Source organism: Photorhabdus caribbeanensis, from assembly GCF_018448885.1.
Classification (GTDB): domain Bacteria; phylum Pseudomonadota; class Gammaproteobacteria; order Enterobacterales; family Enterobacteriaceae; genus Photorhabdus; species Photorhabdus caribbeanensis.
Genome location: NZ_RCWB01000010.1, coordinates 43,992 through 58,897, shown reverse-complemented (window position 1 = coordinate 58,897; position 14,906 = coordinate 43,992). Strand labels below are relative to the sequence as shown.

8 protein-coding genes, 1 pseudogene and 2 CRISPR repeat arrays are annotated in these 14,906 nt (G+C 36.9%); of the genes and pseudogenes, 5 read left to right on the top strand and 4 right to left on the bottom strand.

Annotated features, from left to right (window positions below):
* Positions 1-156 precede the first annotated feature (156 nt).
* Together EAE90_RS08990 and EAE90_RS08985 are read right to left on the bottom strand one after the other, a co-directional pair.
* Positions 157-825 (bottom strand): helix-turn-helix transcriptional regulator, encoded by a 669-nt coding sequence (locus EAE90_RS08990; protein WP_214053208.1) that lies wholly within the window; start codon positions 823-825, stop codon positions 157-159.
* 836 nt (positions 826-1,661) lie between these two features.
* On the bottom strand, positions 1,662-2,336 hold the full coding sequence (locus EAE90_RS08985) for a PAS and helix-turn-helix domain-containing protein (protein ID WP_214053207.1): 675 nt from the start codon (positions 2,334-2,336) through the stop codon (positions 1,662-1,664).
* A gap of 864 nt (positions 2,337-3,200) precedes the next feature.
* On the opposite strand from EAE90_RS08985, the gene EAE90_RS08980 reads away from it, so the two are divergent.
* From EAE90_RS08980 to EAE90_RS08960, 5 genes and pseudogenes are all read left to right on the top strand, one after another.
* Positions 3,201-4,025: a hypothetical protein gene (locus EAE90_RS08980; RefSeq protein WP_214053206.1), complete on the top strand. Its 825-nt coding sequence runs from the start codon at positions 3,201-3,203 to the stop codon at positions 4,023-4,025.
* 189 nt (positions 4,026-4,214) lie between these two features.
* A CRISPR array of direct repeats spans positions 4,215-5,081; the repeat unit is 28 nt; unit sequence GTGTACTGCCGTACAGGCAGCTTAGAAA.
* Positions 5,082-6,062: 981 nt separating this feature from the next.
* Positions 6,063-6,980, top strand: a complete 918-nt coding sequence (locus tag EAE90_RS08975) for a phage tail protein (protein ID WP_214053205.1) — start codon at positions 6,063-6,065, stop codon at positions 6,978-6,980.
* Positions 6,981-7,183: 203 nt separating this feature from the next.
* Positions 7,184-9,131: a CRISPR direct-repeat array (repeat unit 28 nt; unit sequence GTGCACTGCCGTACAGGCAGCTTAGAAA).
* Between the two features lie 441 nt (positions 9,132-9,572).
* Positions 9,573-10,202 (top strand): annotated as a pseudogene (locus tag EAE90_RS08970) (tail fiber protein); the annotation flags it as partial.
* A 225-nt stretch (positions 10,203-10,427) separates the two neighbouring features.
* The gene (locus EAE90_RS08965) at positions 10,428-11,054 is read left to right on the top strand and encodes a tail fiber assembly protein (protein ID WP_214053274.1); all 627 of its coding nucleotides are present in this window, start codon (positions 10,428-10,430) and stop codon (positions 11,052-11,054) included.
* 305 nt (positions 11,055-11,359) lie between these two features.
* Entirely contained in the window at positions 11,360-12,277 is a 918-nt protein-coding gene (locus tag EAE90_RS08960; RefSeq protein WP_214053204.1) for a phage tail protein, read from the top strand.
* A gap of 579 nt (positions 12,278-12,856) precedes the next feature.
* Here the strand turns inward: EAE90_RS08960 and EAE90_RS08955 are convergent.
* Complete coding sequence (locus tag EAE90_RS08955; protein WP_214053203.1) at positions 12,857-14,008, bottom strand: type I restriction endonuclease; 1,152 nt, start codon at positions 14,006-14,008, stop codon at positions 12,857-12,859.
* A 9-nt stretch (positions 14,009-14,017) separates the two neighbouring features.
* Positions 14,018-14,719: an XRE family transcriptional regulator gene (locus tag EAE90_RS08950; protein WP_214053202.1), complete on the bottom strand. Its 702-nt coding sequence runs from the start codon at positions 14,717-14,719 to the stop codon at positions 14,018-14,020.
* Positions 14,720-14,906 lie beyond the last annotated feature (187 nt).

Sequence of the window (14,906 nt, the reverse complement as noted above, 5' to 3'; positions counted from 1 at the left end):
ATGTTTTTTAAGCCCTGATGGGTTCATATATAACCTTTAAAAATTATTGAATATAACTATAATATTTTAAAATAAAAATATTTCAACAGGGCTGGTTATTTTCTCCATCAATAATGGATAAGAACAGTATGTAAAAATTGGGAATAAATACGTAATCTAAGACAATAAAAATTTTTCCGGTATATAGTGATTAAAATTATAGGTTCGGCAATACTCTTCCAGTTGTTGGCTGGAATTAATACCTATCTTATGGTATATCCGAGTCATATAAGATTCAACAGTACGATAAGCAAGATTCAGTATCCGTCCAATCTGCTTTCTGGTATTTTTCTGTAAAAAGAGGAAAATGATATCCCATTCACGTTGAGTAAAAAGATCAGTTGGAGGCTGGAGCATAATTGAAGGGGGAAGTTTGTCATGGTATTGATGTAAATAGGCTAATGAATGATTTTGTGCTTTCCAACCGTGGTATATGACTCCGATACAATCTCCGTCTTGATGGTAAAAAGGTAATTTTTCGAAAAAGTAAGATGATAGGAGTTGATCTCTGCCAAATACATGAGTTTCGATTGAACATATTCTCTGCTGTTTTTCCATTACTTTTCTGTCATGATTAATAAATTCTTCCGCAAATTTAGCACTATCCCAAGGAAGTTCATTTTCATAAAACCCTTCAAATTCAAATGAATTTGAAAAGTTCTGAAGGGATTTTAATGCTATATTGCCGTAGATAAAGCATGAGTTTCTATCTTTGATTCCCCAAGGATCATTGCTTAGGGCCAGTGTGTTAATAATTTGAGATGATATAGTTATGTGATTACTCATATTATTATTCCTTTTTACCTGATTTGTGTTTAAGTTGTGATATGTTTGAATCATATTGTCAGTTTAATACTTTATTACCAGCAATGACAGGCTTTTTCATAAAATAATTATCATGGATACTTTTATTACGATAAACATTTAATTATATATACCATTGTAAATTTTATTTTGGATGGATTTTATTAATATAATTAACCAAATTTTCTGCAATGGGTGAGGACAATTTGTTAGTTAAAAATATCACAATGCCGTAATTTTTAGAGAAATTACGATATTGATAGAGAATCAGGAAAGGAAGATTTTTGATAAATAATCACTTTTTCCAGGAGATTATTACTTTCTTACACAGTTAAATTAGTTCAATAATGGTATTGTTTTGATTGTATTTATTAACTGGTATAATACCATTTGATTATTCAAGTTATTTGTTTATGATGTTTAAAATAACTGTGTTTTATGATAGAGAGAAATAGCTAATTCTTTCTGTTAATGAAATTTATTTTTATTTGAGAGGTGAGCTTTGAATATTAGAAAATGTAACTGGAAATGATTCTTGATATTAAAAATAAATTAAATGTTAAGTTGTTTGTGTAACTAATATTTTTATATATGAAACTGCTGCCGGTATAATTTGAAATAAAAATATATCCTATGGGTTTCAAGATGGATTGCGACGGCAAGGAAGCGAATCCCCGGCAGCATAACGAACTATGTTACCGGGGGAGAGCGAGTGCAGCCAGCGAAGAGGCAACTTGAAAGATAACGGGTATGTCTCCATTGATAGTGGGGTCGCATCATACCGACAGTAATAGACTATTTAATCGTGTTCTTTATGACTAAAATAGTAAAAATCTCTCCGGTACATAGCGTTTAAAATTATTGATGAGACAATATTCTTCCAGTTGTTGACTGGAGTTAACACCTATCTTGTGATATATACTGGTCATATGAGATTCAACTGTACGATAAGCAATATTTAGTATTTTTCCAATCTGTTTACGGGTGTATTTTTGTAAAAAGAAGAAAATAACATCCCATTCCCGTTGAGTAAAAGTATCTACTGGCGGTTGAAATATAATCGATGTGGGTAGATCATTATAATATTGATATAGGTTAATTAATGAAAAATCTTGGGCTTTCCATCCATGAAAAAATATGCCTATGCATTCCTTTGCATCGTTATACAGTGGTAATTTCTCTTGGAAGTAAGACGATAAGATTTTTTCTTTTCCATATGTATATGTTTCGAGTGAACAGATTCTTTCCCCTTTTATCATTACAATGTTATCATGATCAATAAATTCTTTTGCAAACTCTGCTCCACTCCAGGGAAGTTCGTTATCAAAACACCCTTCATAATCAAATGATATTGGAATGTTTTGAATAGATTTTAGAGCCAGATTACCATAAATAAAGCGTGAATTTTTATCTTTAATTCCCCACGGTTCATTGCTTGCTTCCATCGTGTTTATTATTTGTGGTGAAATATATGTTCCATGAATTTTTTTCATGATTAAGACCTATGTAGCTGGTGATAAGTTTATAGTGCTTTGTTACCGTAAGTGATCAATATTTATAGGGTGCAAAAGAGGATAGTCATTTTTATTGCGGTAGTTTCCCGATGATTGAGTTTTTTGTAAGATGCCTTTACATCGTTTCAACATATGTTTTATCTTGGTAGCGGGATTTTTATTCATATTCTAAGGTTGTTAAATATAATTTATGTGTTCAAATGACTCTATTTTTATTCTTCATATAACTTAAGATTAACGTGGTATTGCTTAGTTTACTTTTTATGTTTTGCATAGTAAATCCTTGCTGATTACTTAATGGATTAAGTAAGCGATTTCAGTAACAATTTAACTTAAAATAACTTTATTATATGGCATAGATAAACAATTTGTTTTTAAATGAAAAATAAACTAATAATTAAGTCTTTATTCTTTAATAAAGAAATTTTAAATAAATGGAAATATATTTTTAAATATTATTTTTTAGGTAAATTATTTAATAATGATATTTTTTCTGAATGGTCAATGATAGTTGGTGATACCTATTTTTTTCGATGGCATTTATTGGTGAACGGTTATCAATAGTCTTGGAGTATTGTATCGAACAATAGATTGAGCGTTTCTGTTATTAATGAAAGTTTCTTGGTTAAAAGTATTATTAGCAAGATCAAATGAAGTGTCTCTGTAATTATGTTAATTTTTTGTGAAGTTATGATGTTTAAAATTGCTGAAATAGAAAAATTGGCCAATATGAAAAACTTAGGGAATTTTTATAAACCTTAATCCTTTACTTGCATAATAAAGAGTACTGACAAAGATTTTTATTGATTATAGATGTTGATATTTTCAAATGGTGTCGATATATTGACCACGATAGCCTATTTATTTTATGGTGCTGTAAGTAACATCGCATTAATAGATAATTTAGGTAATATTGGATTAGCTATGTTTTATAGAGATCTTTCTTTGGAATATAGGATGAGGTTATCGATGATGAGAAAATATATCCTGGCATTTTTACTGTTAAATGTGTCGGGACAAATAAATGCTGCTGAGGCTTGCCCAATAGGGGTGGAGTTTTTTTCTGTTAATAAAGAGAGGGAGCTTTGTTTTAAAGGAAAGGTATTATCTGATAATATTGATGAACCTCACAAAGTTTTACAGACCGTAATCTCGAAAGATAAAAAGAGCGCTGCAAAGTTGATTTCATATCCAGCCAAAAGTGAAGATCCGGAAGATGATTGTTGTGGTTTTCCTTATCATTATGAGTTGTATCTCAAACGGATAAAGGGTGATGATGAAATTGAATCAAAAATGGTTGTTTCAGGCAAAGGACATACAGCAGTTCAAATAGGGTATGATAAAAAATTGTGTCCAACGTGGAATATTAGCCTTTCTCCTGATGCATCTAAAACATATCTTGAGTGTATGAGATCAGCGACAGCGAATGAAATTAGATCTGTTGATAACAGAACAGGAAAAATATCTGATGTCATCACATATGGCAATGGGCTCGATATTGTGGAGTCAGGTAGATATGAAGGGTATATCATCACGGAAGAACATTTGTATAAGGAAAAATCCGGCTCTTACGACCGTTATTATCTTGTATCACCGGATGGGAAGAAATCGATTCCGCTGAGTGATGAATGGGATAAGGTAGAAGATTTCTTGAAACGTAGTCGTTAGCTAAGAAAATTGTGTCAATGGTAACTTAAAAACGCAGGTATTCCTGAACCTGATTTTTAACCCTTTTTTAGCAATCAATTATAACTTATTGATTTTTAATGTAATTCAATCTCTTCTTTAAAAAAGGGTTTTTGAGCTTTTTATAAATATATTCTTTGATAGTCAGTGGGTTGGAGTTAATATGTAACAGTGTACTGCCGTACAGGCAGCTTAGAAAACCAACTGCAATTTTGGGTGGGGGTAAAGATTGTGTACTGCCGTACAGGCAGCTTAGAAAGCTATGTAACAGATTGTTACGTTCGATTAAGTGTGTACTGCCGTACAGGCAGCTTAGAAATGTCTTCGTAAAGAATTGGGTCTAGCCTATACGTGTACTGCCGTACAGGCAGCTTAGAAAAAGAATAGTGCATCATTTTCAATAAATTGCATGTGTACTGCCGTACAGGCAGCTTAGAAACGCCTTGATTTCAATAGCTCATGAACGTAATCGTGTACTGCCGTACAGGCAGCTTAGAAATATTAATAATCGATTAGTACCAGCAAACTTGAGTGTACTGCCGTACAGGCAGCTTAGAAAGCTAGCTTTAATTGCATTGTAGTGGGCTTTGAGTGTACTGCCGTACAGGCAGCTTAGAAATGAGTTTCAAGCGGTCGGTACAGAATGCCCCGGTGTACTGCCGTACAGGCAGCTTAGAAAAACAGCACCCCTCTCTGCTTGCGAGAAACACGTGTACTGCCGTACAGGCAGCTTAGAAATTATTTTTAGAGTTCCAGTCGCATATAGCATCGTGTACTGCCGTACAGGCAGCTTAGAAAACCCCCATGCGTAAATAGAACGCTATATATTTGTGTACTGCCGTACAGGCAGCTTAGAAAATTTCACCGCGGGCCAATAGCTAAATTGTTCCGTGTACTGCCGTACAGGCAGCTTAGAAAAATGGGAAAAAAGACGGATTACAAATCCTACCGTGTACTGCCGTACAGGCAGCTTAGAAAATTAATTCAAAATTCGGATGTATTCCTGCTATGTGTACTGCCGTACAGGCAGCTTAAATTTTTAAAGTTCTAGTTGTGGTTTAAAGTTATAAAAGCAAGGAATTTCTATCAATTGATAAGATTGGAAAATAATGTACGGATTTACACTTATATTTATTTCTTAGATTTCTATTTATATGAGTTGAGATTTTCTTGGCTTTATTTTTTTCTGTATAAATAATTAGCAATTCTCCACCAGAAATAGAACCTGCGGTCTGGGCATTTAAGGGTGCGATGTATTGCTTTGAACCATAAAAACGATGTGTGTGAACAGATAACTTCGCTGAGTAAGCGTGCTTTTAAATGGTTTAGCTCTTCTTTGTGTGGTGATATTTTATTTTTCCGTTAATACTTTGCACTGACTAGTTTTATCATTTTTCAGATATGGATTATATTAAAAATGTCAGATTCAGCCAAATAGATTAATTTGGGAAATGTAGATATGTGCTGACAAAATGCAGGCAAATCATCATAAAATTTCGATGCTTCACACTATTTCTGCCAGGTTTTTCGCCAAGCAACTTCTTTGAAGTGAATTCTAGGGAAAAATCACTGTCAGGTTCAAACGGCGCAAATACAGTCAAACCATCTCGCAGAAAAAAGAGAAAGGATAGGGAAATTATTGGCTTGGTCGTGAGACGTATATCTGGGTAATTTAATTAAAATTGGAAATGTTTTTAAATTATCAGCGGTTAAAAATGTCAATAGTAATACTGAATTAGTATTAATAGATAAATTTCTGGATACGGTTTTTAACTCTGGATATTACCGTTTAATTATTTGTTTTTAGATAAAAATATTCCGTATGGAGAACATCAAATAGAATGTTGAACTACTTATTTCCACCGATTATATAAAAATAGTTAACCTTATAAGTAATAATAGCATTCTATTGTTATTTTTCTGAACTAGACTGATATTTGCGTGAATTGAGAGAAATCATCTTTACAATAGTTCAATATGTTTCTTATGAAATAATATTATTTAATTTAAGGAAAGTATATGAGTTACAAGAATGATTTTAAGGCTTTTTCTATTAGTGATAATGCGAATGTAGTCAGCCAAGAAAAATATGAGGTAAATCAGAGTCTACAGAGTGGATTTTCACCAGATAATGTTCCCACCCACTTGTTAAATAAGGTATTACGTCAAGCGTCAACGGTATCATCTGTCGTAGCGGATTTTATTGCTGCACAATCTGGCAATGATGTTTTGGATGATGGAAATATAGCTAAACTTACCGCGCAATTAAATAAAGCGTTAGAACAAAAAATTACAACAGACATTCCCAGTGCTTCATTAACTCAAAAAGGTGTTGTCCAGCTTACAAATGTGGTTGGCAATAGCGATACATTGGCGGTTACACAAAAGCTTGTTCAGGAAGTAATAAATTCATTACGTGAATATACCCGCGAAGAGATAGATAACAGGATGAAAACAGCCAATGAAATTCCGGTTGGTTCTCCTATTCCGTGGCCGTTATCTCACCCGCCGTTCGGTTATTTCACTTGTAATGGTTCAGCTTTTAATAAATCACAGTATCCGAAGTTAGCGGAAGTTTACCCTGACGGTAGATTACCTGATTTAAGAGGCGAATTTATTCGTGGATGGGATGATGGTCGAGGTATTGATAGCGGCCGTGGAATTTTAACTTATCAGGGAGATGCCATTAGAAATATTGTAGGTTCATTTCCTGGGGCAATAACAGGTTACTTTAATCTGGCAACAAAAGGGGCTTTTTATGGTGGTGCAACTTTGGGCGTGGGTACAGACGGTAATCCTAAATCAGTGGGCCATTTTACCCAGGATGTTGTATACACTGCATATGGTTTCGGATTCGATGCGGCAAGGGTTGCTCCTGTCGCACCAGAGAACCGCCCCCGCAACATAGCCTTTAACTACATAGTGAAAGCAGCATAGTATCTGAACAAAAATACCCTTTAAATGAGAAATAGAAGGGGAGGGGGTTTTACTTGAATGGCGGAAGTTTTGACCCTTTTTTTACGATGAATTTTAATTTATTGATTTTTAAGTAAATATTGTTTGTTCCGCAAAAAAGGGTTTTTTTATTTTTTATAACGGTTGCTCTTTAATATTCAATAGGTTGTGGTTAATATGTAACAGTGCACTGCCGTACAGGCAGCTTAGAAATTAAAATACTTTGCCATCGGTAACGGAGGCCAGTGCACTGCCGTACAGGCAGCTTAGAAACAACCTTGCAAAAACCAGAGAGGGCCTGAAATGTGCACTGCCGTACAGGCAGCTTAGAAAGTTGGGGGCCGCGTGATGCGTGGTCCCTGACAGTGCACTGCCGTACAGGCAGCTTAGAAACAACGGTGCGGTTACTGGTAGAGCAACTCATAGTGCACTGCCGTACAGGCAGCTTAGAAATGTTGAACACATTCATAACCTGATGGGTTTTTGTGCACTGCCGTACAGGCAGCTTAGAAACGAAGATTGGAAGAAAGATTTTACATGGTTGCGTACACTGCCGTACAGGCAGCTTAGAAAGCTATCTAATGCATCTTGAGCATTTGCATAATGTGCACTGCCGTACAGGCAGCTTAGAAACTGCGGTAAATGCCACAGATTTCTCAATAATTGTGCACTGCCGTACAGGCAGCTTAGAAATAAACTTGAAGCTCGAACCACTTCATGAACGCGTGCACTGCCGTACAGGCAGCTTAGAAACAGAGGACAGTAAATCGGGAAAAGCAATTGGGGTGCACTGCCGTACAGGCAGCTTAGAAAAAAATTCAACCCATTGCCTGGCGCTATCTATTGTGCACTGCCGTACAGGCAGCTTAGAAATGACACTTTTTCTCTAACTCATTCATTTCATGGTGCACTGCCGTACAGGCAGCTTAGAAATTGACTCGTATCACGTAGTATTTCTAATACAAGTGCACTGCCGTACAGGCAGCTTAGAAAGAAGATCAGCAGTAATTTTAACTAATTCAAATGTGCACTGCCGTACAGGCAGCTTAGAAAATGCTGGCTTCATCTAAAATAACCAGCAGCGGGTGCACTGCCGTACAGGCAGCTTAGAAAACGGGGGCAAGCAACACACGTACTACGACACAGTGCACTGCCGTACAGGCAGCTTAGAAAACCATCCGTTTGTTGCAGGATTGATTTGATTAGTGCACTGCCGTACAGGCAGCTTAGAAACCAACGACTGACCCCCTTCGCTCCACGCCCATGTGCACTGCCGTACAGGCAGCTTAGAAAGATTGCGAATATATGAAATTAAAACAGGAGCAGTGCACTGCCGTACAGGCAGCTTAGAAACCAGAAATTTCAATAAAGTGGGCTCCTTCCTTGTGCACTGCCGTACAGGCAGCTTAGAAAATCATGGGGTATCTGTTACAGAAACCACAAAAGTGCACTGCCGTACAGGCAGCTTAGAAAAATCCACAAAAACAAAAACCAAAGCAACAGCAGTGCACTGCCGTACAGGCAGCTTAGAAAAGAAGCAAGAGCCAGAGAACTCTCATCGCCAAGTGCACTGCCGTACAGGCAGCTTAGAAAGGTCGATACAATTTAAAGCCCGGAGTCAGTCGGTGCACTGCCGTACAGGCAGCTTAGAAACATACGGGCACGGATTACCGATATACTTAGTCGTGCACTGCCGTACAGGCAGCTTAGAAATAAGGTTTCCCATATGCCTAAGTCGCCAGACTGTGCACTGCCGTACAGGCAGCTTAGAAAATCGGGAAAGGTGAATTGGACGGATATTCTGCGTGCACTGCCGTACAGGCAGCTTAGAAATTCCGAAAACACCCCGCTCGTATTATCATTATGTGCACTGCCGTACAGGCAGCTTAGAAATTATGTTATAGTGGAATGATTTCAATGTTATTGTGCACTGCCGTACAGGCAGCTTAGAAAAATCTTATCCCGAAGGATACCGAGCAACGCGTGTGCACTGCCGTACAGGCAGCTTAGAAACAAAACCGCCACGCCTCATCAATCGCGATTAAGTGCACTGCCGTACAGGCAGCTTAGAAATGGCTTATACTGCATCCGGCCAGTAAACAGAAGTGCACTGCCGTACAGGCAGATTAAAAAACCAACATTCTTACTTACTAATCTATTTTCAGAACTGGAGGCTTAAGTGTATCGATGAGAACAATGAATATGTGTTTTATGAAGATAGAGAGTGTTGTGACATTCCAGAACACTGTTGTTTAGATATTCGTGTCCAAATGCCGGAAGATTTAGTTTGGAATTTAAACTAGAAGGAGTTGAAGAAGGAGATAGAGGGAATAAGTGAAGAATAGTTTTAAGATATTAAATATAAATGGTTTGGCTATATTTTTGACTCTAAGATATTTAATTGCTTATTGATTACAATTATATAAAAACGGTCAGTCTCCTAATAAATAGGAATGATGTATTGCTCTTCTTTCTGAACTAGACTTTAATTTTAATAAATTACAGTCGGATTGTTTTTACAGTAATTAAATATGTTGATTATAAAAAATATTATTTTACTTAAGGAGTAAATACATGAGTCAAAAAAATGATTTTAAAGCTTTTTCTATTGGCAATAATGCTAATGTAATTAGCCAAGAAAAATATGAAGAAAATCAGAATTTGCAGACGGGGTTTCCACAAGATGGTATTACCACAGATATGCTAAATAAGGCATTGCGTCAGTCGTCCACGATATCTTCTGTCGTCGCTAATTTTATCGCCACACAATCTGATAATGATGTTCTGGATGATGGGAATATAGAGAAACTCACCGCCCAATTAAATAGCGCGTTGGAACAAAAAATGACAACAAAGGTTCCAGATGCCTCATTAACACAGAAGGGTATTGTTCAGCTTACAAATGTAATTGGTAATAGCGATACATTGGCGGTTACACAAAAGCTTGCTCAGGAAATAATAAATTCATTACGTGAAGAAATTAATATACCTGTGGGTTCCCCCATTCCGTGGCCGTTACCCTATCCACCTATCAACTACCTCGTTTGTAACGGTGCATTTTTTAATAAATTGCAGTACCCAAAGTTAGCAGAAGCTTATCCTGACGGCAGATTGCCTGATTTAAGGGGCGAATTTATCCGTGGTTGGGATAGTGGTCGGAATGTGGATCCATCTCGTTCAATATTGTCGTGGCAGGAAGGGGCTTATTTGGTACAGAATGTTGATCGGGCTGGTAATTTTCTTATTACTCCCTCACGCAATGAGCTCAAAAAATTGCAGTGGGATATTCCCCGAAATAACAATATTTCGGTAAAAGCCGTATATTATAAAGCTCAGGCAGATTGGATCGCGAATTCCGCATTTATAGGGATATCAAGGCCCCGTAACATAGCATTTAACTACATAGTGAGAGCAGCGGCATGCAGCATAATGACAGAACAAAAAAACTTTTTAGAACATGAAACAGCCGTATTAGGTGAGAATGGATTAGCAATTCAACCTGGCTGGATAAAAGTTTATCACACAAATCAAATTACACGAGAATTTACCAATTCTGATATCGAATATGTCATGTTGGGCGTCAGTTTGTCAGCACATTCTTATTTAGATGCACCAGACTTTCCCGATTCTGATGATGTGGCTGTTTGTCGCAGTGAAGACGGTAAGCGTTGGGAAAGAGTACCTGATTATCGCGGAAAAATCGCTTACGACACGTTAACTCTAACTCAACAGGAAATTACTGAACTGGGTGAATTACCTGAAACTCTGACTTTCAAGCAACCTACCACCGATTTTGATAAATGGGATGGCACACAATGGATCACTGATAATGTAGCCCTAAAAGCAAATCAGGTTGAACAAGCGGAGCAGCGGCGTGTAACTCTGTTGCGACACGCGAATGAATCCATTGCATTACTGCAAGATGCTGCTGATTTAGATATCGCTACCGAAGCGGAGAAAGCCGCTCTGTTGGAATGGAAAAAATACAGGGTAATGCTCAATAGAGTAAATATTTCGCTGGCTCCCGAGATGGAATGGCCAGAACAACCGAGGTAATGAAAATGGCCTGAATAAACAGGCCATTCATACAGTGATTTTGTTGATACTGTAATTACAGCACTAAAATATCATTCTGAGATATGAAATATAAAAACATTTCAGTAAGCAATAAAGTAGTGGAATGATTTTGGTTTGTTTAATATAAATGAATTTAGTATGTTTTGGTTGAAAATATTAGGTTGTTTGCTATTGAAATTATATAAAAATCAGCTCTCTGAGTTATAAGAGTATTTTATTGAAATATAATGCTGAATTTTAATGAGTGGTTTGTAAAATAATGTTATTTAAATTTAGGGGAATATATGAGTTACAAAAATGATTTTAAGGCTTTTTCTATTAGTGATAATGCGAATGTAGTCAGCCAGGAAAAATATGAGGTAAATCAGAGTCTACAGAGTGGATTTTCACCAGATAATGTTCCCACTCATTTGTTAAATAAGGTATTACGCCAAGCCTCAACGGTATCATCTGTCGTGGCAGATTTTATTGCAGCACGATCTGGCAATGATGTTCTGGATGATGGAAATATAGCTAAACTTACCGCGCAATTAAATAAAGCGTTAGAACAAAAAATTACAACAGACATTCCTAGTGCCTCATTAACTCAAAAAGGCGTTGTCCAGCTTACAAATGTGGTTGGCAATAGCGACACACTGGCGGTTACGCAAAAGCTTGTTCAGGAAGTAATAAATTCATTACGTGAATATACCCGCGAAGAGATAGATAACCGGATAAAAACAGCCAATGAAATTCCGGTTGGTTCTCCTATTCCGTGGCCGTTACCTCATCCACCATTCGGTTATTTCACTTGTAATGGTTCAGCATTTAATAGATTACAGTATCCGAAGTTAGCGGAAGCTTATCCTGACGGCAGATTACCTGATTTAAGAGGCGAATTTATTCGCGGGTGGGATGATGGTCGAGGTATTGATAGCGGCCGTGGAATTTTAACTCATCAGGGAGATGCCATTAGAAATATTGAGGGTTTATTTCCTGGGGCTATAACAAATGGCTTTCATTTGGCAACAAAAGGGGCTTGTTATGCTAGTGCAACGTCTGGGGTGGCTACAGATGGCAAGCCAAAATCGGTAGGTCATTTTACCCCGGATGTTGTATACACTGAATATGGTTTTGGGTTCGACGCGTCAAGGGTTGTTCCTGTGGCCTCAGAGAACCGCCCCCGCAACATAGCCTTTAACTACATAGTGAGAGCAGCGTAATGTCTGAACAAAAATACGCTTGATAGCTAGAAATAGAAGCAGAAGCTGTTTTCTACTTGGATGGGAAAAATTTTGACCCTTTTTTAACGGTAAATTTTAATTTGTTGATTTTTAAGTAAATATTATTTGTCCCGTAAAAAAGGGTTTTTTATTTTTTTTAATAATTACTCTTTAACATTCAACAGGTTGAGGTTAATATGTAACAGTTTACTGCCGTACAGGCAGCTTAGAAACGAAACGATATCTGGTAGTACACCTTCCACTGTTTACTGCCGTACAGGCAGCTTAGAAATGGGGCACATAACCTTCAGGGAACCGGTAAATGTTTACTGCCGTACAGGCAGCCTAGAAAGACAACACTACGTTGTTTTCCTCAGACTTGTGGATAGTTCTTCTAGACGGTAGCGAGTCATATTAAGATGATTAGGGGTATACAAGTATTGGTTTATGAAAACAAGTAATACTTGTTTTTAATATGGATTTTATTTTTATTGATTGTTGGAAATGTGACTGCTTAGACATTCTTAGATGATAGTGAAGGATATAGGGCAGAAAAGCCACCGAGTGGTGGCTGGTATGTTATTGTGCTTTCTTTCTAAAGTTATCGTCATTTTTGACGAACTCAAAAGCATCAAGGATAATACCTGTTATCCTCAATATATCTTCTGGCGCTTCTATAAATATCCTTGAGTTATTAGCAGATAATCCAGCTCTATTAACTTCGTTGGCTAATATATCAGTTAGCTCAATAGGTATCTGGATGTAAGGTTTATTCTTCTTGTCAAAGTATCTTATTATCCATCTATTTGATTTTCCTTGATAAAGAATTCCAAAGTAAGATTCTGTATCCTTGTATTGCAAGTCAACAGAATCCCCAACTATTGATCTTGCTTTTTCATATAGAGCTAGTTCGTTTTTGGTGGTAACAATATTAGGGTTATCTAGATCTACTATTTCATCTGGTTCTTTCGAATTTTCTTGAAGTTCTATCTCGTCTTGAACTCCATCAATTGGAACATGTTTATTTGAAAGACCGGAAACCACCATTGCGCTGACAGATTTCTCAACAGCTTGTTTTACCAACGGGGTGATTGATTCAATAAAGCGCTGGTTTAGTTGGCGTTCGACATTAGATCTATTGGCAACATATCTCACAAATTCACTATCAACATCTCTCAAGCTAGTGCTGATGGTTTTAGTAAAAGCAGATAAGTAAACACTTTCTTCTGCAAGCGTTCTTAGTGCTTCCGGTTTGAATTTATCGTGTCTAAATCGATAGAGCTGGCTTACATCTGCGTCGCTAACTTCATCCATTTTAATGCGTAAGAATGGGGTAGGATCCATTACGTTTTTTTGTTTTAAATCGGTAAAGAAACGCCACTCTAATCCATTGGTAATTGCCGAGATAGTCACTTCTGGAGTGGAATTAAAGTATCTGGATAACTGAGGGCAGTGGTTATCTAGCTTTTCGCTATATCCTTTTGCCTCGATAAACATAACTGGAACACCTTGGCAAAACAAAGCATAATCAACCCGCTCATTTGCTTTTAACCCGGGGAAATCCGCGCCATATTCGGCTTTAACTTTTTGAGGGTCATACGGACTGAACCCAAGAATATCTAAAAAAGGCAATATTAATGCTTGCTTGGTTGTTTCTTCGGTGGTGCAGTGTTGGCCTGCGCTCTTAACGTGGTCAACATGATGTTTTATTTTTATCTTAAAATTGTCCATTCCATAACCTTAGTAATCTAAAACGGAATACCAGAACATTCTTCCGATGATGTTCACTTGATCTTCATCTGCAACTTCATCTTCGTATTCATCACGGTTATAACTTCTGATAAGTAATTTTCCTCTTGGGCGTCTGTAAAGACATTTAAGACGCTTTAACCCATCCTGTTCAATTGCATATACTTTTCCATCAATAATTTTCTTATTAGAGATATCTATTGCTATAGCTGTTCCATCTGGGATAACTGGCTCCATGCTGTCGCCCTTAGCAGGAAAACAAACAATTGTAGAGCCGTCAGCAGGTGCGCCAATTCTGCTTAATGTTGCTTTAGAAAATCTTAACTTAAAGCTGTTATAATCTGCATCAATACATCCACCATTGCCGCATGCGAATTCAATATCCTTTAAGAACGGCACCTTCACCTCATTGCCATCTAGTGGCATGTTACTGTCCCATTGCGTAATAGTTGTCCACTCGCTTTCAGGTGGAACTTGGTTCGTACCCTTTTTGAGTGTTTCACCAAATAAAAGCCAGTTCACATCGGTGTTAAGGATAGATGCTAATGTTGTTAGCTTTGATTTTCTTGGTTCTGTGCTTGATTCCCACTGCTGTACAGACTGTGGAGTAACTCCAAGCATATCTGCTAGTTCAGCTTGAGTTAGTTTTTTTGCAAGCCGAGCTTGCTTGATTCTTTCGTGCATTGTTTTCATGCCTTAAATATACAAGCGAGGCTTTTATTTTTATAGCAAGCAAAACTTTATTTTTAAAGTGTTTATTGTATTTTGTTTGTTGTTAGTAAAAAAATAAAACTTTTATGAATATATTGGATATGCCAATAAAAGAAGTTGGCGGCATACCAGTGTTAGTCAAAATGCTAAGCATTAGGGATTGGGTGGT

What these genes read in the sequence shown, in the direction of transcription:
- EAE90_RS08965 (WP_214053274.1), top strand. Translation starts at nt 10,428, where the DNA reads ATGACAGAACAAAAAAACTTTTTAGAACATGAAACAGCCGTATTAGGT.
- EAE90_RS08985 (WP_214053207.1), bottom strand. Translation starts at nt 2,336, where the DNA reads ATGAAAAAAATTCATGGAACATATATTTCACCACAAATAATAAACACG.
- EAE90_RS08960 (WP_214053204.1), top strand. Translation starts at nt 11,360, where the DNA reads ATGAGTTACAAAAATGATTTTAAGGCTTTTTCTATTAGTGATAATGCG.
- EAE90_RS08950 (WP_214053202.1), bottom strand. Translation starts at nt 14,719, where the DNA reads ATGAAAACAATGCACGAAAGAATCAAGCAAGCTCGGCTTGCAAAAAAA.
- EAE90_RS08990 (WP_214053208.1), bottom strand. Translation starts at nt 825, where the DNA reads ATGAGTAATCACATAACTATATCATCTCAAATTATTAACACACTGGCC.
- EAE90_RS08955 (WP_214053203.1), bottom strand. Translation starts at nt 14,008, where the DNA reads ATGGACAATTTTAAGATAAAAATAAAACATCATGTTGACCACGTTAAG.
- EAE90_RS08975 (WP_214053205.1), top strand. Translation starts at nt 6,063, where the DNA reads ATGAGTTACAAGAATGATTTTAAGGCTTTTTCTATTAGTGATAATGCG.